The organism is Roseateles aquatilis (assembly GCF_002205645.1).
In the GTDB taxonomy this organism is placed as follows: domain Bacteria; phylum Pseudomonadota; class Gammaproteobacteria; order Burkholderiales; family Burkholderiaceae_C; genus Roseateles; species Roseateles aquatilis.
In genome coordinates, this window is sequence record NZ_NIOF01000001.1 from 578,457 (window position 1) to 599,978 (window position 21,522).

At 69.6% G+C, this 21,522-nt stretch carries 15 protein-coding genes; 2 read left to right on the forward strand and 13 right to left on the reverse strand.

The window, feature by feature from the left end; all coding sequences use genetic code 11:
• Window positions 1–12: 12 nt before the first annotated feature.
• From CDN99_RS02525 to CDN99_RS02565, 9 genes are all read right to left on the reverse strand, one after another.
• A complete protein-coding gene (locus tag CDN99_RS02525; protein ID WP_088382518.1) occupies window positions 13–2,220 on the reverse strand; it encodes a TonB-dependent receptor plug domain-containing protein in 2,208 nt (735 codons plus the stop codon).
• 575 nt (window positions 2,221–2,795) lie between these two features.
• Window positions 2,796–5,138: a Tex family protein gene (locus CDN99_RS02530; protein WP_088382519.1), complete on the reverse strand. Its 2,343-nt coding sequence runs from the start codon at window positions 5,136–5,138 to the stop codon at window positions 2,796–2,798.
• Window positions 5,139–5,190: 52 nt separating this feature from the next.
• Window positions 5,191–6,867, reverse strand: coding sequence for an acyl-CoA dehydrogenase family protein (locus CDN99_RS02535; protein WP_088382520.1), 1,677 nt, complete (start codon window positions 6,865–6,867; stop codon window positions 5,191–5,193).
• 387 nt (window positions 6,868–7,254) lie between these two features.
• Complete coding sequence (locus tag CDN99_RS02540) at window positions 7,255–8,529, reverse strand: BaiN/RdsA family NAD(P)/FAD-dependent oxidoreductase (RefSeq protein WP_088382521.1); 1,275 nt, start codon at window positions 8,527–8,529, stop codon at window positions 7,255–7,257.
• Window positions 8,530–8,832: 303 nt separating this feature from the next.
• Window positions 8,833–10,557 (reverse strand): ATP-binding protein, encoded by a 1,725-nt coding sequence (locus tag CDN99_RS02545; protein ID WP_088382522.1) that lies wholly within the window; start codon window positions 10,555–10,557, stop codon window positions 8,833–8,835.
• A gap of 195 nt (window positions 10,558–10,752) precedes the next feature.
• Window positions 10,753–11,649: an SDR family oxidoreductase gene (locus CDN99_RS02550; protein WP_088382523.1), complete on the reverse strand. Its 897-nt coding sequence runs from the start codon at window positions 11,647–11,649 to the stop codon at window positions 10,753–10,755.
• Window positions 11,650–11,711: 62 nt separating this feature from the next.
• A complete protein-coding gene (locus CDN99_RS02555; RefSeq protein WP_088382524.1) occupies window positions 11,712–12,656 on the reverse strand; it encodes a glutathione S-transferase family protein in 945 nt (314 codons plus the stop codon).
• Window positions 12,653–13,114 carry a GNAT family N-acetyltransferase gene (locus CDN99_RS02560; protein WP_088382525.1) on the reverse strand — a complete coding sequence of 154 codons (462 nt, stop codon included), beginning with the start codon at window positions 13,112–13,114 and terminating at the stop codon, window positions 12,653–12,655. The genes CDN99_RS02555 and CDN99_RS02560 overlap by 4 nt, the downstream gene beginning before the upstream one ends.
• A complete protein-coding gene (locus tag CDN99_RS02565; RefSeq protein ID WP_088382526.1) occupies window positions 13,114–14,142 on the reverse strand; it encodes an NADP-dependent oxidoreductase in 1,029 nt (342 codons plus the stop codon). The genes CDN99_RS02560 and CDN99_RS02565 overlap by 1 nt, the downstream gene beginning before the upstream one ends.
• 219 nt (window positions 14,143–14,361) lie before the next feature.
• Here CDN99_RS02565 and CDN99_RS02570 point away from each other — a divergent pair, with 219 nt between their 5' ends.
• On the forward strand, window positions 14,362–15,384 hold the full coding sequence (locus tag CDN99_RS02570; protein WP_141100596.1) for a hypothetical protein: 1,023 nt from the start codon (window positions 14,362–14,364) through the stop codon (window positions 15,382–15,384).
• A gap of 87 nt (window positions 15,385–15,471) precedes the next feature.
• A complete protein-coding gene (locus CDN99_RS02575; protein WP_141100597.1) occupies window positions 15,472–17,079 on the forward strand; it encodes a hypothetical protein in 1,608 nt (535 codons plus the stop codon).
• 9 nt (window positions 17,080–17,088) lie between these two features.
• Here the strand turns inward: CDN99_RS02575 and CDN99_RS02580 are convergent, their stop codons facing one another.
• The 4 genes from CDN99_RS02580 to CDN99_RS02595 form a co-directional block, all read right to left on the reverse strand.
• Window positions 17,089–17,607: a PaaI family thioesterase gene (locus tag CDN99_RS02580; protein WP_088382529.1), complete on the reverse strand. Its 519-nt coding sequence runs from the start codon at window positions 17,605–17,607 to the stop codon at window positions 17,089–17,091.
• Between the two features lie 11 nt (window positions 17,608–17,618).
• Window positions 17,619–18,410 (reverse strand): SDR family oxidoreductase, encoded by a 792-nt coding sequence (locus tag CDN99_RS02585; protein ID WP_088382530.1) that lies wholly within the window; start codon window positions 18,408–18,410, stop codon window positions 17,619–17,621.
• Between the two features lie 85 nt (window positions 18,411–18,495).
• Window positions 18,496–20,313 (reverse strand): acyl-CoA dehydrogenase, encoded by a 1,818-nt coding sequence (locus CDN99_RS02590; protein ID WP_088382531.1) that lies wholly within the window; start codon window positions 20,311–20,313, stop codon window positions 18,496–18,498.
• Window positions 20,314–20,330: 17 nt separating this feature from the next.
• The gene (locus tag CDN99_RS02595; RefSeq protein ID WP_088382532.1) at window positions 20,331–21,506 is read right to left on the reverse strand and encodes an acetyl-CoA C-acyltransferase; all 1,176 of its coding nucleotides are present in this window, start codon (window positions 21,504–21,506) and stop codon (window positions 20,331–20,333) included.
• Window positions 21,507–21,522 lie beyond the last annotated feature (16 nt).

Below are 21,522 nucleotides of genomic sequence, written 5' to 3' on the forward strand. Positions count from 1 at the left end.
GGACAGGCGCGCTTACAGCTTCATGTCGAGGGCGAGGATCACCAGGGTGCGGGTTCCGCGGTCCGCGTAGGTGTAGTCGCCGCCGCCGGGGCCGCCGCTGACGGTGGTCAGGCGGGTGTTGCCCAGCGGGGCCAGATTATTGGCCGACAAGCGCAGCGACGTCTTCGGGCTGAAGACCCATTGTGCGAAGACGTCCAGTTGACGCGTGCGCCACTGGTCGAGCGACTGGATGTCGGTCTGCCGCGTGGTGTAGCCCGGCGTGTAGACCAGGCTGGAGCCGACCGTCAACGGCATGCCGGTGAAGCGGTAGTCGAAGCCCAGGCTGCCCGACCACGGCGGCTGCTGGTCGAGGCGGTTGTCCGGCCCCGGCAATGTCTTCACCCGCGAGCGATAGACGCTCAGCGCGGCACGCAGGTTGAGCGCCGTCTTGGGATCGAACATCGACGGCAGCAACTCGCCGGCCCGGCCCTTGAGCTCGGTCTCGATGCCGCTGGTGGTAGCGCGCGAGATGTTGGACGGCCGCATCACCCAGCGCGGCACCGGCACCAACGCGCTCGGCGCGTCCAGCGTCGTGACGTTGCGGATCAGGTTGTCGATGTTGCGATGGAAGAAGCCCAGGCTGAACATCCCGCCGCCGGCCATGTACCGCTCATAGGCGATGTCAAGACCGGTCGCGAGCTCGGGCTTGAGCAGCGGATTGCCGACCCGGTCGGGCGACAGCGCGTCGTTCTGCTCGTTCGCCGACGGGTAGTTGCTGTTGAGCGCGTAACGCCCCATCAGCTGCGAGATGTCCGGCGACTTGTAGCTGCGGGTCAGGCTGGCGCGCACCATCTCGCGCCCCTTCGGGTCGAGCTTCCAGTTCAGGTGGAGCAAGGGGCTGAAGACGCTGCTGCTGTTGCGCACGTCGACGCCGACACCGCTGCTGGTGGTGGAGACACGCTCGGTGCGCACGCCCAGCGAGGCCGACCACAGCGGGTTGATCTCCCACTCGTCCTGCAGGTAGAACGCGCGCCTGTCGATGCGGGCGCGGAAGGCTTCGCCGTTGAGGGACGGCAGCTGGCCGACGCCGCCGACGGTGGTCGTGCGGGTCTCGTCGCGCCGGCGCCATTCCAGATCCCAGCCGGCGCTGACGGTGTGGTCGTCACCGACCAGTTGGCTGAACTTGCCGGCCTGCGTCAGGCCGCGATCGGTGTTGCCGCCGAGGCTGCGCACCGGCGCGACGGCATTCAGCGTGCGGTTGTCCCAGCTGGCCTTGGCCTCCTGCGCGCCAGCCTTGAGCTCGAACTTCTGCGAGTCGTTGAGGCGCTTGCTCCATTGCGCGTTGGCGCGAAGCATCTGCCAGGTGCCGTCGTTGTCGGAGCTGTCATCCAGCTTCGGGCTCTTGTAGTTGCCGCCGTTGATCACGCGCGTGTCGCTGTTCCACCAGCCCTTCTGCAGGAAACCCTGCAGCGTGACGGTCTCGTCGTCGCTGATCTTCCAGTTCAGGCGCGGCGCGCTGTTGATGCCGTGACCATGGTTGCGGGTGTCCGCGTGCTGGGTCGCGACGACCGGCGCGTTGGCGGCGTCGGTGCCGGGGCGGCGCACGTCCAGCTCCTGCTTGTTCACCCACATGAAGCCGGACAGCGGCAGCGTGAAGGACACCGGCCCGAGGCGCTCGCTGAACGTGAGCGTGCCCGACGGACGCGGGCTCTCGATGTTGTAGACCAGGGCCGTGCGCAGATCGAGTTGCGATACGCGCGGCGGCTCCTTCAAGATGACGTTGATGGCGCCGGCCACCGATTGCGCGCTCTGGTCGGCGGTCGCGCCCTTGGTGACTTCGATGCGCTCGATCTGGGCAGGATCCAGTTGATCCAGCTTGAACCCGGGGGGCGCCGGGTCGCCGTTGATCAGCACCAGCGTGTAGCCGTTGCCCAGGCCGCGCATGCGGACCGCGCCGTCCACGACGCTGATGCCGGGCAGCCGCTTGAGCACATCGGCGATGTTGGTGTCGCCGTAGCGGTCCAGCTCGTCACGGCCGTAGACCTGCTTGGCGACCGACGCCTTGCGGCGAAGGTCGTTGTCGGATTGGCGGCCGCCAGTGATCTCGACACGGTCGAGGCGGCGCTGCGGCGCTTCCGTCCCAGGCGGGCCCTCCTGGGCAAGAACGAAGGAACTGGCGGTCAGGCCGGCGACGGGCAGGCAAGCGAGCAAACAGGCCCGGGCGATGGCGTGGGTCTTCAAGGGGGACTCCCGAAAAATCTTTGTCGATCTTGTGAACGGCGAAACGGCGCGCAGAGTAGCGGGGGGCGTGTGACGCCGTCACCGCAACTGCGACCAGATGCGAAAAACTGGGAGCCAAGTGCGATCTTTGGGGCTGGTCCGCGCGGGGAACGGCCGATCGGGGATGCATGGCTGGCGGCGACCAAGCCCGGATGGCATGCCGCGACTGGGCCAGGACGGCAGGCCGCGACCGAGCCCGGACGGCAGGCCGCGACCGAGCACGATCAGGGCGACCGGGGGGCCTTTTGCTCCGTGTCCCTCCTTCGCCGCCCTACCCGGGCGGCGAATTCCTTCCTTGACCTGCGCAAAAGGCCCCCCGGTCGCCCTGATCCGATACATCAACTCATCCAACCCGCGACGCGCAGCACATCAACACGTCAGGACCAAGACCAAGACCAAGACCAAGACCAGAATCGACGAGAGGCGACAGGCCAGAGGCCAGCGGCGGGATCACTGGTCGATAGCCGATGAGGAGGAGAGCCCCGTGCAAAGGCCCTGCCGGCGACATGTTCCCGGGCAAGCGCCCGGGTGTGCGATCAGCGCTTGAGCTTCGCGAATGCCGCCGCCATCGCGTTGCCGGCGGGTGCCTGCGACGATGAAGATGACGTGTTGCGGTGGCCACCCTGTCGCTCATTGCGGCCCGCGGGGCGGAAGTTGTTGTCGGTCTTGCCGGCACCACCGCGCGGCGCCTGCGCGTCGAGCTTCATCGTCAGCGCGATGCGCTTGCGCGCGAGGTCCACCTCCAGCACCTTCACCTTGACGATGTCGCCGGTCTTCACGACCTCGCGAGCATCGTTGACGAATTTGTTGGCGAGCTGGCTGACGTGCACCAACCCATCCTGATGCACGCCGAGGTCGACGAAGGCGCCGAACTGCGCGACGTTGGACACCGTGCCCTCCAGCACCATGCCTTCCTTCAGGTCCTTGATGTCCTCGACGCCGTCGTTGAAACGCGCCACCTTGAAGTCGGGGCGCGGATCGCGGCCCGGCTTCTCCAGCTCGCCCAGGATGTCCTTGACGGTGATCGCGCCGAAGCGCTCGTCGGCGAAGGCCTCGGGCTTGAGCGCGCGGATCACGTCGCTCTTGCCCATCACGTCGGCGATCGGCCGCGCGACCTGGGCCAGGATGCGCTGCACCACCGGATAGGTCTCGGGGTGGACGCCGCTCATGTCCAGCGGGTTCTCGCCGTCGCGGATGCGCAGGAAGCCGGCCGCCTGCTCGAAGGTCTTGGGCCCCAGGCCGGTGACGTCCAGCAGTTGCTGGCGATTGCGGAAGGCGCCGTTGGCGTCACGCCAGCGGACGATCGAATTCGCCACGCTCGCCGACAGCCCCGAGACACGGGAGAGCAACGGCGCCGACGCCGTGTTCAGGTCCACACCGACCGAGTTCACGCAGTCCTCGACCACGGTGTCCAGCGTGCGCGCCAATTCGCTCTGGTTGACGTCGTGCTGGTACTGGCCGACGCCGATCGACTTGGGATCGATCTTCACCAGCTCCGCCAGCGGGTCCTGCAGCCGCCGCGCGATCGACACGGCCCCGCGCAGCGAGACGTCGAGCTCGGGCAATTCCTTGGACGCGAACTCGGACGCCGAGTACACCGAGGCGCCGGCCTCGCTGACGACGACCTTCTCGATCACCGTGTCGGGCGCGATCTGCTGGATGCGCTTGATGAGGTCGGCGGCCAGCTTGTCGGTCTCGCGCGAGGCGGTGCCGTTGCCGATGGCGATCAGGTTGACGCCGTGCGTGGCGCACAGGCGGCCCAGCGTGTGCAGCGAGCCCTCCCAGTCGCGCTTGGGCTCGTGCGGGTAGACGGTCGACGTGTCGAGCACGCGGCCGGTGTCGCTGACGACCGCCACCTTCACGCCGGTGCGGATGCCCGGGTCCAGGCCCATGACGACGCGCTTGCCGGCCGGCGCGGCCAGCAGCAGGTCGCGCAGGTTCTCGGCGAAGACCTTGGTCGCCACTTTCTCCGCCTCCTCGCGCAGGCGGCCGAAGAGATCGCGCTCCAGGCTCAGCGACAGCTTGACCTTCCAGGTCCAGGCCACGGTCTTGCGCAGCAGTTCGTCGGAGGGGCGCTTGCCGTGGCTCCAACCCAGATGGCGGGCGATGCGGCCCTCGGCAAGCGAGGGCTGGCCCGCCACGACTTCCTCGTCCAGCGCCAGCTTGGCGTCGAGGAACTCCTGTGTGCGCCCCCGGAAGACGGCCAGCGCGCGGTGCGAGGGCACGGTGCGGATCGGCTCGGCGTAGTCGAAGTAGTCGCGGAACTTGGAGATGTCGGGGTTGTTCTCGTCCTTGCCGTCCATCAACCTGGACTTGAACAGGCCCTCTTCCCACAGCCATTCGCGCAGCTTGCCGATCAGCGCGGCATCCTCGGCCCAGCGCTCGGACAGCAGGTCACGCACGCCTTCCAGCACCGCGAAGGCATCGGCGAAGCCGGCGTCCGGGTTGAGGAACGCCGCGGCCTCGGCCATCGGGTCGAGCGTCGGGTCGGCGAAGAGCTTGTCGGCGAGCGGCTCCAGGCCGGCCTCGCGGGCGATCAGGCCCTTCGTGCGGCGCTTGACCTTGTAGGGCAGGTACAGGTCTTCCAGCTCCTGCTTGGTCGGCGCGGCGGCGATCGCCGCGGCGAGCTCGGGCGTCAGCTTGCCCTGCTCCTCGATGCTGCGCAGCACGGCCTCGCGTCGGTCCTCGAGCTCGCGCAGGTAGGACAGGCGGGACTCGAGGTCCCGCAGTTGCGTGTCGTCGAGGCCGTCGGTGGCCTCCTTGCGATAACGGGCGATGAAGGGCACGGTGGCCCCGCCATCCAGCAGTTCGACGGCGGCGTTGACCTGGGCCGGGCGCACATTCAGCTCGGCGGCGATCTGGAGCAGGATCTTGTCCACAACAACTACGGGCCCGAAACGGACCTGACAGGAGAAAGCGCGGGAGTTTAGGTCAGACGGGGAACGCCCTTCGCAACAACGCGTCCACGTCCATCGCCCGCGTGTCCAGCGCTCCGACGATCGCGCCCCACCCCGCGTCGAGCCGGCTGGCCGAGAACGCGTCGGCGACGAAGCCGGGCGCATGACGGCGCAGCAGCGCGGCCTGCGCCAGCAGCACCAGCCGCGATGCGAAGCGGCGGCCCATGGCCTCCAGGGGCTCCGGCGGCGTGGCGAGCAGACCGCGCAAGGCGGCGAGCTCGGCGCGCCAGCCGCGGTGGTCGGCGAGGTCCGCCTCGATCTCGTCCAGCAACGCGAGGAAGGCCTGCGGATCGCGTGCGACGGCACGCATCACGTCCAGGCACATCACGTTGCCGGAACCCTCCCAGATCGAGTTCACCGGCGCCTCGCGGTAAAGGCGGCCCATGATGCCGTCGTCGATGTAGCCGTTGCCGCCGAGCACCTCCATCGCCTCGCCCGTCAGCTCCACCGCGCGCTTGCAGACCCAGAACTTCGCCGCCGGCGTGACCAGCCGCATCCAGGTACGTTCGCCCGGATCGTCCTGCCGCTCGAAGGCGCGTGCGAGCCGCAAGCTCAGCTGCATCGCGGCCTCGCTTTCGAGCGCGAGATCCGCCAGCACCGCGCGCATCAACGGCTGCTCGGCCAGGCGCTTGCCGAAGGCGGTGCGATGGCGCGCGTAGTGCAGCGCCTGCACCAGCGCCTGGCGCAGCATCGCGGCGCTGCCGACGACGCAGTTCAGCCGCGTGTAGGTCGCCATCTCGATGATGGTCGGGATGCCGCGGCCCTCCTCGCCCATCAGCACGCCGTGGGCGTCCTGGAACTCGACCTCGGCGCTGCTGTTGCTGCGATTGCCGACCTTGTCCTTGAGCCGCTGCACGTTGACCGCGTTCTTGGTCCCATCCGGCCGCCAGCGCGGCACGAAAAAGCAGCCCGGCGCGCCGTCCGGCGTCTTGGCGACGACCAGGTGCGCGTCGCACATCGGCGCGGAGAAGAACCACTTGTGCCCGGTCAACCGATAGTCCTGCCCCCGCCCGCCGGAGCCGACCGGCTCGGCCCGCGTCGTGTTGGCGCGGACGTCGGAGCCGCCCTGCTTCTCGGTCATGCCCATGCCCAGCCAGATCGAGCGCTTGCGGTCGATCGGCAGGTCGCGGTCGTCGTAGTCGGTGCTGAAGAGCTTGTCCCGCAACTGGTCCCACAGTTGCGGCTCTCGCCGCAGCACCGGGATGCTGGCCTGCGTCATCGTGGCGGGGCACAGGGTGCCGGCCTCCACCTGACCGTGCAGATAGAAGCCCGCGGCCCAGGCGGCCCAGCGGCCGGGACGCTCGTCGCGGAACGGCAGGGCGACCAGGTCGGCGCCGCGGTACATCGCCAGCAGCCGATGCCAGCCGGGATCGAAGTCGACCCGATCGATGCGGCGGCCGCGCTTGTCGAAGCTGTCCAGCGTCGGCGTGACGCGGTTGATGCGCTCGGCGATCGCGTAGGTCTCGGCGCGGCCGAGCTCGGTCGCGTAGGCGCCCAGCACCGGCACGAAGGCCTCGGCCTGCGCGCGCCCCAGCGCCTCCTTCAGCGCCAGGTCGGTCTCCAGCAACGAATAACCGCTGAGTTCGTCGACCTGATTCGAGATCTCGTGGGTGCGCCAGTCATGCGTGGCGCGCGGGTCGGTCGTCTCCATGGTCCGCGTCTCCCTTGGGGGGTATCGGTGGAGTCTAGAGCGATCGGCGTCGTCAGGTCGCCAGGTCGTCAGGTCGTCGGCGCCGACGGTGGTGGCGCGTCGGCCGCCTCCACCCCGTGCGACCGGCCCGGCACGTTGACGTCGTCTCGCACCGCCTTGCCCACCCCTTGCATGCGCAACTGTCCGGCGGCTGGTAGCGCACCACCTCGCGTCCCGGCCGCCCGCCGACGATCTGCATCGCGCCCTCGTGCTCGCGCTATCGCCCCACGGCGATGCGCCGCACCCGCTTCATGCATCGACAGCTGATGAAATGAGCCGCATCGGTCGAATGGCAGTTCCGCGTCTGGGCCGCGTCCCGCGATTCGCGGCTCGTGGACCCGGAAGTCCTCAGCGCAGGAACGTCACCGCGCCCTCGCCGGCCACCAGCCCGCTCGCCAGGGCCGCCGTCAGCAAATACCCCCCCGTGGGCGCCTCCCAATCGAGCATCTCGCCGGCGACGAACAGCCCGGGGCGGGACTTCAGCATCAAGTGCGCGTCGAGCGACTCCAGCCGGACGCCGCCCGCGGTGCTGATCGCCTCGGCCACCGGCCGCGCGGCGCGCAGGCGCAGCGGCAGCGCCTTGATCGTGCGGGCCAGCAGCGCCGTGTCGACGTACTCGTCCTTGGACAGCACCTCGTGCAACAGGCCCGCCTTCAGCCCTTCCAGGTTGAGGCGGCTCTTCAGATGCGACGACATCGAGCGCGAGCCGCGCGGATGGGCGACCTGCTCCTCGACCCACGCGGCATCGCGACCGGGCAGCAGGTCCAGGTGGACGACGGCCTCGCCGCGCTGCTCGATCACCTCGCGCAGCAGCGCGGAGACCGCATAGACCAGCGAACCTTCGATGCCTGTGGCCGTGACGACGAACTCGCCCTGGCGGGAGAACTGACGGCCGTCGAGGCCCTCGGCGGTCAAGGCCACCGGCTTCAGCGGCTGCCCGGCGAATTTCCCGGCGAAGAACGGCGACCAGCCCGCGTCGGCATCGGCGGGCGCGTCGGCCCGGCGCGGTCCGAGGTCGAAGCCGCAGTTCGCCGCGCGCAGCGGCGCGACGTCGGCGCCGATCGCGCCGAGCAGCGGCGCCCACGCGCCGTCAGACCCCAGCTGCGGCCAGGACGCGCCGCCCAGCGCGAGCACCACGGCATCGGCGCGGACGATCTGCTCGCCGTCGGGCGACTGCAGGCGCAGCGCGCCGTCGTCGGTCCAGCCGAGCCAGCGATGCCGCATGTGGAAGCTCACGCCCTGCGTGCGCAGCCGGGACAGCCAGGCGCGGAGCATCGGCGCCGCCTTCAGGGTCTGGGGAAAGACGCGGCCCGAGGTGCCGACGAAGGTCTCGACGCCCAGGCCTTGCGCCCAGGCGCGCAGCGCGTCGCCGTCGAAGCGGTCGAGCCAGGGCGCGATGTCGGCCTGCCGCTCGAAGTAACGGGTGTCGAAGGCGGGACGAGGCTCGGAGTGCGTCAGGTTGAGGCCGCCCTTGCCCGCGAGCAGGAACTTGCGCCCCACCGAGGCCATCGCGTCATAGAGGTCGACGCGAACGCCCGCGAGGGCGAGGCGTTCAGCGGCCATCAGGCCGGCGGGGCCGCCGCCGATGACGACGGCGCGGCGATTGGATTCGGAGGAGGACATGGCGGCGGAGCTTACTGCGAGAGGGGGCGCAGTGTGCCAGACGCACTGGTCACCGGCCTCGACTGCCAGGCTCGCCACCAAGCTCGGTGAATCGGATCGGGACGACCGGGGTCCCTTTCCCGCAAGTCAAGGAAGGTGAATTCAACTGCCGGAAGGCAGTTGAAGAGGAGGGACTGAGCTCGGACACAAACAGTCCTGAGGACTGTTTGTGCCTAGCGAAGGCCGGGGCCTCCTGGCCCCGGCATGGAGGGAAAGGGGCCCCGGTCGGCCCGATCGCGCTCGGTGCCCGTGGGGACGATCAATTCAAGCCGCCGTGGGCACCGCCGGCAACTCCAGCGTGAATCGGCTCCCCTGCCCGGTCTCGCTGTCGACCAGGATGCGCCCGCCCATCCGGTCCATCAGCTGCTTGCAGATCACCAGCCCGATGCCGGTGCCGGGCTGCTCCACTCGTCCCAGCCGGTTGAACGGCTGGAACAGCTGGGAGCGCTGCTCGGCGCTCAAGCCCAGGCCATTGTCGGCCACCTCGATCCGGAAGCCGCGCTGCGCGACGCAGGCCCGCACCTTCACCCAGCCGCCACGGCGGTTGTACTTGATCGCGTTGGAGATGAGGTTGTGCAGCACCTGCTCCAGCCGGATCGGATCGGCCTGCACCAGCGGCAGCGTGCTGTCCTCGTCCGGCGTCAGTCCCAGCTGCAGCTGCACGCCGGCCGCCTCGGCCGCCGGCTGGGCGAGGTCCACGCAGCGCCGCAACAGCGGCCCGGCCTGCAGCGGCAGCGCCTGGACGGTCAGCGTGTTCGCCTCGACCCGCGAGAGCATCATCATGTCCTCGATCAGCGCCAGCAGGTGCTTGGCCGCCTGGTCGATGTGGCGCACCCGCGAGCGCTGCGTCTCGTCCAGCGGGCGCTGCGCATCGTGCGCCAGCAACTGGCTGAAGCCCAGCACGGCGTTCAGCGGCGTGCGCAGCTCATGGCTGGCCTGGGACAGGAACTCGCTCTTGGTCCGGCTCGTGACCTCGGCCGACTCGCGCGCACGGTCCGCGTCCTGCAGCCGCATCCGCTCGGCCAGTTCCCGGTTCAGCAAGTCCCCGCGCAAGCGCACCTGGCGCTGCAGCGCGCGATTCCACAGCAGCACCAGACCCAGCCCCGCGATCACCAGCACCAGCGCGATGCCGATCGCCCACAGCGCCCGGCGCTGCCAGCGCATCAACGCGGTGTCCTGCGTGATCCAGCGGTCGGCGATGGCCTGCCGCTCGCCGTCGCCGATGCGCAGCAGCGCCTTGTCCAGGATGCGGCCCAGCATCGGCCAGTCGTGCCGGTAACCAATGCCCAGCGAGTAGGCGAAGCCGATGTCGTCCACCACGCGCAGGTTGCCGATGCCGTCGCTGCGCATCAGGTAGGTGGCGCCGGCCAGGTCCATCACCGCCGCGCCGATCTCGCCACCGGCCAGCCGCCGCAGCACCGCGCGGTCGTCGGACTCCACCTGCACCGGATTCGTCGCGTAACGGTCCTTCAGGAAGGCGGCGACCGCATAACCGCGCGACACCGCGACCGGCTCGCCCGGCTGCAGCGGGCCGCCGCCGTCGCCCGCACGCCGCAGCAGCACCGCTGGCACGCTGATGTAGGGCCGCGTGAAGCCCACCTTCTGCGCCCGCTCGGCCGTCTCCCTGAGCGACATGAGCATGTCGATGTCGCCGCTGCCCAGGCCGGCCAGGTTCTCGGCGAAGGTCTGGGGCTTCTGGAATTCGAAGCGCAGCCCGGTCAGCTCGGACAGCCGCCGCGCATAGTCGACCGACAGGCCGGTGGTCCGGCCGTCCTCGTCCGTGTACGTGAAGGGCCCGTAGGTCGCCGAGGCACCGACGCGCACCACCGGATGCTGCGCCACCCAGGCGTGCTCCTCGGCGGTCAGCCAGTCGCGCGGATCGGCGTGGCCCTGGCCGGCGAGGGCCAGCCATGCGACCACCGCCGCCGCCAGGACGGGCAACAGCCGCAGCAGGACGCGCGCAACGGAAGGAAGGGCGAACGGAACCACCCGCCCATTGTCATCCGACCGCCGCCGTCGCGGACGGGCGGAGAACCCGCATCCGGGTGATCGACAACGGAATAAACCACACCGCGCACACCGCCCCCCCGCCGCCGGCGTCGCCGGAGTCCCCTCGGTCGACCCAGTCAGCGCGGTCCCGGCGCGACATGCCGCGGCGCCGGCCCGGGATGCCTCGGGGCGGCCTCAGACGCCCCGCAGCGACTCGCGCAGGCGCGCGCCGATCTCCGGCTTGTCCTGGAAGGGGTCGGTCGGATTGCGCAGCTGCATGACGTCCTCCAGCCGCGTCTGCACGCCCTTGAGCGCCTGGGGGTGGCTGAAGATGTAGAAGCGCTGCGCGTCCATCGCGTCGAAGACCATCCGCGCCACGTCGGCCGCGGTCAGCTTGCCCGAGCCGACCGCCTTGTCGGTCATCGCCTGCGAAATCATCTGGCTGCGCGTCGGCTTGCCGGCGCCGAGCTCGCCGGGGCGGTTGCGGTGGCTCTGCGTGATGCCGGTGGGCACGAAGTACGGGCACAACACCGAGCAGCGTACCTGGTCCGACACCAGCGCCAGGTCCTGGTGCAGCGTCTCGCTGAGGGACACCACCGCATGCTTGGACACGTTGTAGACACCCATGTTGGGCGGGTTCAGCATGCCCGCCATCGATGCCGTGTTGACGATGTGGCCCTGCCAGGCCGGATCCTTCTCGGCCGCGGCCAGCATCATCGGCGTGAACAGCCGCACGCCGTGCACCACGCCCATCAGGTTGACGCCGAGGACCCATTCCCAGTCCGCCAGCGAGTTCTCCCAGATCAACCCGCCCGAGCCCACGCCGGCGTTGTTGAACACGAAGTGGGGGGCGCCGAAACGCTCCTGCACCGCCGCGGCCAGCGCCTCCATCTGATCGGCCTTGGCCACGTCCACGCGGCGCGCCAGCACGGGGTGGTCGGCGAACTCGGCGGCCGCCGCGTCCAGCGCGTCCGCCTGCACGTCGCACAGTACCAGGTTCATGCCGCGCGACGCGGCGATGCGCGCCACCTCCAGGCCGAAGCCCGAGCCCGCGCCGGTGATGACGGCCGTCCTGCCTTGATAGTCCTTCATGCCTTGTCTCCTTGATGCCTGGATCCGCGCATGGGCGGATGGATCGGTGGCGTGCTCGGCGCTCAGCCGGCCGCCTTCTTCACGATGTAGCGGATGCGGGGAAAGTGGACGTGCACGCGGCCGGCGCGGTCGTCATCGCGGGCGACCGTCACCGAGCGGGCGTTCAGGCCGACCAGCGTGCCGGCCACCGCGTCGCGGGCGTAATCGCTCGGGGTGACCGTCACCGCGTCACCCGCCTCGAAGCCCTGCCCGGCCTCGACCACCGCCGGTTTCGGCGTCGATGCCCGGGCCAGCGCGATCGCTTGCGCGCCGTCCAGCTTGCCAGCGCGCTCGCCGTGACCGACGGCGGCCACGCGCGCCATCCATTCGCGCAGCACCGGATGCGGGGCGAAGATCTCGGCCAGCGGGCCCGTCCTGGTCACGAACCACAGCGGGTGATAGACGCTGAAGTCGGCGATGCTCGCCTCGCCGCCCAGCAGCCACGGCCGGCCGTCGTCCAGCATCGCCGCCAGCCACGCGAGGTACTGGCTCAGCGCGGCGGTCGCATCGGCGCCGCTCAGGCGGGGCATGCCCTCGGTCATCGCGCGGCGGTCGGCGACGAAGTCCTGCAGCATCTCCGGCGGCGCGCCCGCGAAGAGCGCCGCGGCCCCCGCCGGCTGCATCGCATACGGCAGCGCGGTCCAGAACAGGTCCAGCCCCGCCCATTGCGCCAGCACCCGCGCCTGGCCGGCGACGGCGGCCGGGAACAGGCTGGGCGTCGGCCGGAGCTCCTCCAGCAGCTCGGCGATCAGCGCCGTGTCGCAATGGATGTCGGCACCGATCTGCAGGAACGGCGTGCGCCGGTAGCCGCCGGTCAGCGCCGCCACGTCGGGCTTGGGCTGCACCATCGGCACCGTCACCGAGTGCCAGGCCAGGCCCTTGAAGCCGAGCATCAGCCGCGCCTTTTCGGCGAACGGCGAAGAGCCGTAGTGGTGAAGGATCAGGTCGTCGCTGCCGGGTCCGCTCATGGCGTCGCCTCCTTGCGCATGTCGATGTGGGGAATGCCGTCCTCGTCATAGACGTCCGAGGTCGGCGTGAAGCCGAAGCTGCCGTAGAACTCGCGCAGGTGTGCCTGGGCGCCCAGCTCGATGGGCGTGCCCGGCCAGAGCTTCTGGCACTCGCGCACCGCCTGGCTCATCAGCGCGCGGCCGAGACCGCCGCCGCGGGCGTTCGCGGCCGTGATCACCCGGCCGATGCGCGCCGCGCCGCCGCCGATCGACGGCGGCAGCAGGCGGGCGTAGGCCAGCAGGGTCTCGTCGGCGCTCACGCCCTGCAGGTGCCAGGCCGGCTCGTCGAGTCCGTCGGGATCGAGATAGATGCAGCGCTGCTCGATGACGAAGACCTCCGAGCGCAGCCGCATGACGCGATACAGCCCCCGGACGGTCAGGTCGTCGAAACGCTGGCAGGTCCAGCGGGGGCCGGCCATCAGATCAGCTTGACCAGCTGCTTGCCGAAGTTGCGGCCCTTGAGCAGCCCCAGGAAGGCTTCGGGCGCGGCGGCCAGGCCGTCGGCCACGGACTCGCGGTACTTGAGCTTGCCCGTCGCCACCAGCGTGCCCAGCTCCTTGAGCGCCTCGGGCCAGACCTCCATGTGCTCGGAGACGATGAAGCCCTCGATCTTCATGCGGTTGACCAGGATCAGTTGCGGCGCGCTCAGCGGAATCGGCTCGCCGTTGTAGCCGGCGATCATGCCGCACATGGCGACGCGGCTGAAGGCATTGGCGCGCAGCATCACGGCATCCAGGATCATGCCGCCGACGTTCTCGAAGTAGCCGTCGATGCCGTTCGGACAGTCGGCCTTGAGCGCCGCCGACAGCGACTTCACATCGCGGTGCTGCTTGTAGTCGATGCAGGCGTCGAAGCCCAGTTCCTCGACGACGTAGCGGCACTTGTCCGCGCCGCCGGCGATGCCGACCGCGCGCGCACCCCGCGCCTTGGCCAACTGGCCCACCGCGCCGCCGACCGCGCCGCTGGCGGCGCTGACGACGACCGTCTCGCCCGCCTTCGGATCGATGATCTTGACCAGCCCGTACCAGCCGGTCACGCCCGGCATGCCGACCGCGCCGAGGTAGGCCGACAGCGGCACGTGCGTCGTGTCGACCTTCTGCAGCACGCCGCGCTGGCTGGCGTCGACGAGCTGGAACTCCTGCCAGCCCCCCATGCCCACCACCTTGTCGCCGACCTTGAAGTTGGCGCTGCGGGAGGCCACGACCTCGCCGACGGTGCCGCCGATCATGACCTCGTTCAGCGGCTGCGGCTGCGCGTAGCTCTTGCCGTCGTTCATGCGGCCGCGCATGTAGGGATCCAGGCTCAGGTAATGGTTGCGCACCAGCACCTGGCCGTCGGCCAGAGCCGCGGCATCGGGAACCGCGGTCTCGACCAGCTTGAAGTTGTCAGTGCCGGGCTCGCCGGTCGGGCGGGACGCTAGCAGGATCTGATGGTTGACTTGAGTCATCTAGGGGCTCCTCTATCGGTGTTGATCCATGGCAGTCCATGGCGTTTTTCAGGGATCCGTGGCGGCTGTCGCCCTCCCGATCCGTGACGGAATGCCGGCGATTGAACCACGCCACCCCTGCCCTTTACGTCCCTCGGGTGACAAAAAAGAACGAGCGTTCTTTTCCTCATCCAGCCTGGCAAGACCGACCGATTCAAGTCAGCAACCCGGCATGGTCGGTTGTCACTGAACGCCCGTCCTGATGCGGCGTCCGAGCTTCGGTCGCTTTCGTTCACTATTGAATCGGTCGATGACATGTCCCTTATCCGACGTTCCCACTTCCCGTCATTCTTGTTCTCGAAGCCTGCGCCAGCCAAGGCGCCGCCGCATCCCGCGGTACAGGGCTGGCTCAAGTCCGAACTTCATACCTCGCGGCATCCCAAGCCGCTGAAGGATCTGGCGCGATTGATGGAGAAGGCGCTGGATCGCCAGTCGCTGAAGCTGGACCTCTCGTCCGCCGATCCCATGGCGCTGCACAAGGTGCCGCCACACCTGATGCAACGCCTGCACGACCATGTCGCTCACCTGGTCCTGCCGGATTCCTGCCCCCCGGATGTCGTCGCGCACTGGGCCCAGGAAATGCCGAACGTGGAGATCACACCGACGTCGATCGTGCCGGAGCGCTCGCGCCTATTCCAGCCGCAGCCTCCGCGACGGGGCAGCAGCAAGCTGCGCGAGGACCCCTTGCGCACCGGCACCGCATCCACCGAATCCGTGAAGAACCTGGCGATGATCGCCGGCGGAAGGGGCTTCGGGCGGCCGGCACGCGCGCCGATGAAGGTCGATGCGCCCACGGTGCCAGCGAGCGAATCGCCCTTGTCGTCCTTGCCACTGCCGAGCGCGCTGCCCGGCGCGGACAAGATTCGCGAAGCCCTCGATGCCAGCCGACCGATGCGCGCCTGGCTCCTGAACAGCGCGTTCCAGCAGGGCAACGGTGCCAAGGCTGCTCTGGGACACGAGGCAGCCAACGCCATCGCAGAGGCGCTTCTCGTCCGACCCGATCATCTGCCTCATCACCTGGAGAAGGCCTTCGCCGCGAGTCAGGCGGTCCTCGCGGCCCGATCGCCGGGTAAGGATCTGCATCTGAGCGCTGATCAGGCCCATTTTCTGGACATCGCGCTGTCCGCCATCGAGAGCCGGTCGGCCGCATCGACGCCCTCGACGCGGCAGGAGAGCGGTCCAGTGCCGCCGTCGCGTAGCTGAACGCGGCATTCGTCCAAGCCTGCCAGGCAGGCTCGTGTCGTTCCGGCCATTTCGTCTCGCTTCAACCCTTTCACTGACCGGCCTGTCATGAACCCGTTCTCTCGATTGGATCTCTCGCATCGGCTGCAAAACGCTTTCCACGGCACCCCCGCGGCGGAGGTCCGCGACGATGCTTTGCGACAGTGGCTCGATACTCAGCGCTCACTGTCACGCACCGAATCCAAGGCCGTGGCACGAGCCCTCAACGACGCCTTCAACCAGCGCTCATCCCGCATCGACCTGAGCCATCTCTCGCCCAAGGCGATCGACGCTCTGCCCGACACCCTGGTCCGGCGCATGGCCGCGCACGCCGACCATCTGACGCTGCCCGTCGGCTGTGATCCGAACACTGTGATGCGCTGGATCGAACCGCTCAACCTGTCGAAACTCGTCGCCTACGGCATGACCGGCAACGCGCCCCATTGGCGGGACGACCAGTTGCCCGAACGGTTGACGCTGATCTGCAGCGACCGCCTGCCCGTGCCGGAATCGGACCTCATCGGCACGCACCGCCTCTACGACATTCGCGACCGACACGTTGCGGCGCATATCGACGCTCGCCCGGGCCGAGGCGACACACAGGCCGGTCCGACCACGTCCAACACGCTGAGCGACTACATCGACGCGGCGCTCATCGCCAAGCATCTCGTTCAATGGGCGTCGAACAGGCTGCCCGGCGAGCATTCGACATCGATGCAAGCGGAGTCCGCCCAGTCGCTGAAGCGCACGCTGAGCCAGGTCGATCTCCACCTTCTGGCGCCGAAAGCCCGCGAAGCTTGCAGGCTGGTGCTGCAGTGGCTCCAGCAAGGCCAGCGGCCGCAGGTCTCGGCGACTCGCGCCAGTCAGTTGGCCCTGGCCTGCACCGCGATGGCGCGGGCCTTCACGGCCGACACGATCAACGGGCCCGCGCTCGCCACGCCGAATCAACTCGCGCGGCTGCAGCAACGTCTTCTCTGGATCGATGAAGCGCCCGATCTGCATGCGCGCACGGACCGCGAGCTGCTGCTGAGCCGGGAACTGGATCTGCGCGCGCCAGACCTGCTGTCGCCGCAAGCCAGGCCAACAATCGGGACGTCGACGCCAATGCGCGGGAAGTCGACCAGTTCCTCCACCGCATCGAGCGATTCCGGCTTCGCCTCGGCGAGAGGGCCCCAGGGCGAGGTCGACTATGTCAATACCCGTCGCCCCCCGCCGGTCTACACCGACGTCGGCTACGCGGACATGTCCGGCGCGGCCCCCTCTTTGCGGAAATCTCGGGGCGCCGCGGGACCCGATCGCCCCACCCGTCTCCGCGGCCAACTGCCCTCGAACGACGTCGTCGACGCGGCAGAGGCCGCCATGCGCCCGCTGCGTCGCGCGCTCGCGGTGAAGGCCGACGGCGCGGCCCCCAGCCTGACCCTCGACACCTTCCAGCGCACGCGGCTGTCAGATGCGCTGAAGCGGACCGACGAAGTCCTGCCGGCACGTCTGGCCGCCACCCGCGCGCGCGCCACGCATTGGTTGAAGGCCGGCGGAGCGGAGGCGATCGAACTCAGCCGCGCGCAGGTCCAAGACCTGCTGGACGTGTTCGACGCCTTGCGCGGCCTTTCGGCCCAGACGCGCAGCGACGACGAGCGACCCGCGCTGCCGACGCGACCGCCGAAACACGGCGGCTGACGCGCCGCCTCAGTCCTCGCTGCGCTGCAGCGCCTTCAGGCTGCGGCCCTTCCCGGGCAACGCCTTCAGGTATTTGAACGTCCCGGTCGAATGCGCGCAGAGCTTGCCGTCCTCGCCATAGACCGACCCATCGCAGAAGGCCATCGTCGTCGAGCGGTGCAGCAGCCGGCCCACCGCGCGCAGCGCGCCCTCCCCGGGGCGCATGAAGCTGGTCTTCATTTCCACCGTCACCACGCCCGGCCCGAAGCCGGGCAGATCGCGATGGATGCTGCGTGCCGCATGCGCCATCGCCACGTCCAGCAGCGTCATCAGCACGCCGCCATGGGCCACCTCCCACGAGTTGAGGTGCAGCTCGCGGATGTCGACCCGCAGTTCCGCCTCGCCGTCGCCCATGCGGACCAGCTCGAAGCCGAGCTGCTGGACGAAGGGAATGTGGACCGGGAACGCGAGCGTTGCCGACGAGGTGGAGGCGAGGGTTTCGACCGGGGACTCGACGGTCGGATCGACAGGGGATTGCGGCGCGCTCATGCGGGGATCGTTCAGCTTCCGTGGACGGCGGAGACGCCGCCGTCGACCGCCAGGATCTGGCCGGTGATGTGTTTCCCGGCGCGGCTCGCGAACAGCAGGGCGGCGCCCTTGAGGTCGTCATCATCGCCGATGCGGCGCAGCGGCGCGTGCGCGGCCAGCTTGTCCTCGCCGATGGCCGCCAGCAGGCCCTTGGTCATCTTGCTGGGGAAGAACCCCGGCGCGAGCGCGTTGACGGTGATGCCGTACTCGCCCCACTCGCCGGCCAGCGCGCGGGTGAAATTCACCGCGGCGCCCTTGCTGGTGTTGTAGGCGATGGTCTTCATCACGCCGCTGTTGCCGCCCAGGCCGGCGATCGACGCGACGTTGATGATGCGGCCGTGACGGCGCGGGATCATGCTCTGCCGCGCCGCCTCCTGGCTCATCACGAACAGGCTGCGGATGTTGAGGTTCATGACCTTGTCCCAGGCCTCGACCGGGTGCTCCTCGGCGGGCGCGCCCCAGGTGGCGCCCGCGTTGTTGACCAGGATGTCGATCTGCCCGGCGCGCTCCACCGCCTGCGCGACGATGCCGCGCGCCTGCGCCTCGTCCGAGGCGTCGCCGGCGATGTACGACGCGTCGATGCCCAGCGCCTTCAGATGGGCCACGGCCTCCTCCAGATCGCTCGCCTTGCGGGAGCTCAGCAGCACCTTCGCGCCCGCCTCGCCCAGCGCCTGCGCGATCTGCAGGCCCAGCCCGCGGGATCCGCCGGTCACCAGCGCCACCTGGCCGCCGAGGTCGAAGAGGTCTTGCACCTTGTTGCTCATCGTTGTCTCCTTGATCCCGCGCCTGCGCGCGGGGTGATGTGAATCCGTCGGCCTCCAGGTCCACCCGGGCCCGGGGCCATGGCGCTCAGAACCACGCGTCGCGCATCTCGCGCGTCAGCGGCTCGCGCCGCGCGACCACGCCCAGCCAGGCGTGGATCCGGGGCAGCTCGTAAGCGAAAAAGTAGCGCTGCGCGGCGCGCTTGCCCTGCGCGAAGTCGTCGTCGCGCCCGTCCAGCGCCAGCGCCACGTCCAGCCAGACCCAGGCCAGCACCAGGTGTCCGAAGGCCTGCAGGTAGGGCGTCGCGTTGGCCAGCGCCTCTTCCGGATCGCCGGTGGACCACGCCTTCTTGGTCGCGCCGCCGACCGCCGCCAGCGCCGCGCCCAGCTCGTTCGCCGCCTCGGCCAGGCCGGCCACCTGTCCGGCGCGCTGCGCCGTCTCGCCGATGCGGCCCGCCAGCGCCAGCAACGCCCGGCCGCCGTCCATCACGACCTTGCGGCCCAGCAGGTCCAGCGCCTGGATGCCGTGCGTGCCCTCGTGGATCATGTTCAGGCGGTTATCCCGCCAGTACTGCTCGACCGGGAAATCACGCGTGTAGCCGTAGCCGCCCAGCACCTGGATGGCGAGCGAGTTGGCCTCCAGGCACCACTCGCTCGGCCAGCTCTTGGCGATGGGGATCAGCACCTCCAGCAACAGCTTCGCCGCGGCGGCGTCGTCGGGCGCGCCGGTGTGCTGCTCGTCGACCAGGCGCGCGCAGAACAGCTCCAGCGCCAGCCCGCCTTCGACGTAGCTCTTCTGCGCCAGCAGCATGCGCTTGACGTCGGCATGCTCGACGATGAGTTGCTGCGGCCGCGACGCATCCTTGCCGCCCGACGTGACGGGCCGCCCCTGCGGACGCTGGCGCGCGTACGCGAGGCTGGCCTCGTAACCCGCGTACCCGAGCATCACCGCGCCGAGGCCGACGCCGATGCGGGCCTCGTTCATCATGTGGAACATGCAGCGCAGGCCCTCGCCCGGCTTGCCGACGAGGTATCCGACCGCGCCGCGCCGGCCACCCGGCGTGAAGCGACCCTCGCCGAAGTTGAGCAGGCAGTTGGTCGTGCCGCGATAACCGAGCTTGTGGTTGAGGCCCGCCAGCGCGACGTCGTTGCGCTCGCCGGTCAGGCGCGCGTCGGTGTCGACCAGGTGCTTTGGCACGATGAACAGCGAGATGCCCGTGGTCCCCGGCAGCGGCTTGCCGTCGGGTCCGGGGATCTTGGCCAGCACCAGATGGACGATGTTCTCGGTGATCTCGTGCTCGCCGCCGGAGATCCACATCTTGTTGCCGGTCAGGCGGTAGCGCGGACCGAGCGGATCGGCCTCGAAGTCGGTGCCGTCGGGCTCCGCGCGCGTCGCCACGTCCGACAGCGACGATCCCGCCTGCGGCTCCGACAGGCACATCGTGCCGAACCAGCGCCCGGAGAACTCGTTCATCGCGAACACGTCGCGCTGCCTCGGCGTGCCGTGCGCCATCAGCAGGTTGGCGTTGCCGTTGGTCAGCATCGCGTAGCCGCCCATGGCGACGCTGGCCTTGCTGAAGAAGCAGTTGGCGGCCATCTCGACGACGCACGGCAACTGCATGCCGCCGTACGCGTGGTCCTGCGCCGCGGCCAGCATGCCGGAGCCGACATAGGCGGCCAGCGCCTCGTGCGTCGCCCGGGGCAGGTGCACGCGCTCGCCGTCGAAGCGCGGCTCCTCGGTGTCGGTCAGCCGGTTGAACGGCGCGAACTTGTCGCGGGCGATCTTCTCGCAGGTGTCGAACACCGCGTCGAAGGTCTCGCGCGAGTGATCCGAGAAGCGCTCGCGACGGCCGAGGTCTTGCACCTTCAGCCAGTCGTAGAGCAGGAATTCCAGCGTCTGGCGCATGCGGACCTCGGCGGGCTTCAGAGAACTTCGAAGACCCCGGCGGCACCCATGCCGCCGCCGATGCACATCGTCACGCAGACGCGCTTGGCGCCGCGGCGCTTGCCTTCGATCAGCGCATGGCCGGTCAGGCGCTGGCCCGACACGCCGTACGGGTGGCCGATCGCGATCGCGCCGCCGTTGACGTTGAGCCGGTCCATCGGGATGCCCAGCTTGTCCGCGCAATACAGCACCTGCACCGCGAAGGCCTCGTTGAGTTCCCACAGGTCGATGTCGGATACCTTCAGGCCCAGGCGCGACAGCACCTTGGGCCCCGCGAAGACCGGGCCGATGCCCATCTCGTCGGGCTCGCAGCCGGCCACGGCGAAGCCCAGGAAGCGGCCCAGCGGCTTCAGGCCCTTCTTCTCCGCGTAGGACTCGCTGACGATCGCGCAGGCGCCGGCGCCGTCGCTGAACTGGCTGGCATTGCCGGCGGAGATCACGCCGCCCGGAATCGCCGTGCGGATGTCCTTGATGCCCTCGTAGGTGGTGCCCACGCGCAGGCCCTCGTCGACGCCGACGGTGACTTCCTTCGTCATCATGCCGCGCACCTTGTCGGCCACGCCCGCGGTGACGGTGATGGGCACGATCTCGGCGTTGAACAGGCCCTCGGCCTGGGCCGCGCAAGCCTTCTGCTGGCTGCCGGCGCCGTAGTGGTCCATGCGTTCGCGCGGGATCTTGTAGCGCTGCGCCACGTTCTCGGCCGTCTGCAGCATCGACCAGTAGACCTCCGGCTTGTGCGCCGTCAGCCAGCTCTCGTGCAGCATGTGGCGGTTGGCCTCGTTCTGCACGCAGGAGATGCTTTCCACGCCGCCGGCCACGAACACGTCGGCCTCGCCCGCGATGATGCGCTGCGCCGCCGTCGCGATGGTCTGCAGGCCGCTGGAGCAGAACCGGTTGACGGTCTGCCCGGCCACCGTCACCGGCAGGCCGGCGCGCAGCGCGATCTGGCGCGCGATGTTGCCGCCGGTCGCGCCCTCGGGCGTCGCGCAGCCCATCAGCACGTCCTCGACCTCGCCGCCCTCGATGCCGGCGCGCTCCAGCGCCGCGCGCACCACATGCCCGCCCAGCGTCGCGCCGTGCGTCATGTTGAAGGAGCCCTTCCAGCTCTTGGCCAGCGGCGTGCGGGCCGTCGAAACGATCAATGCCTTGCTCATGTCTTGCTCCTGCGTG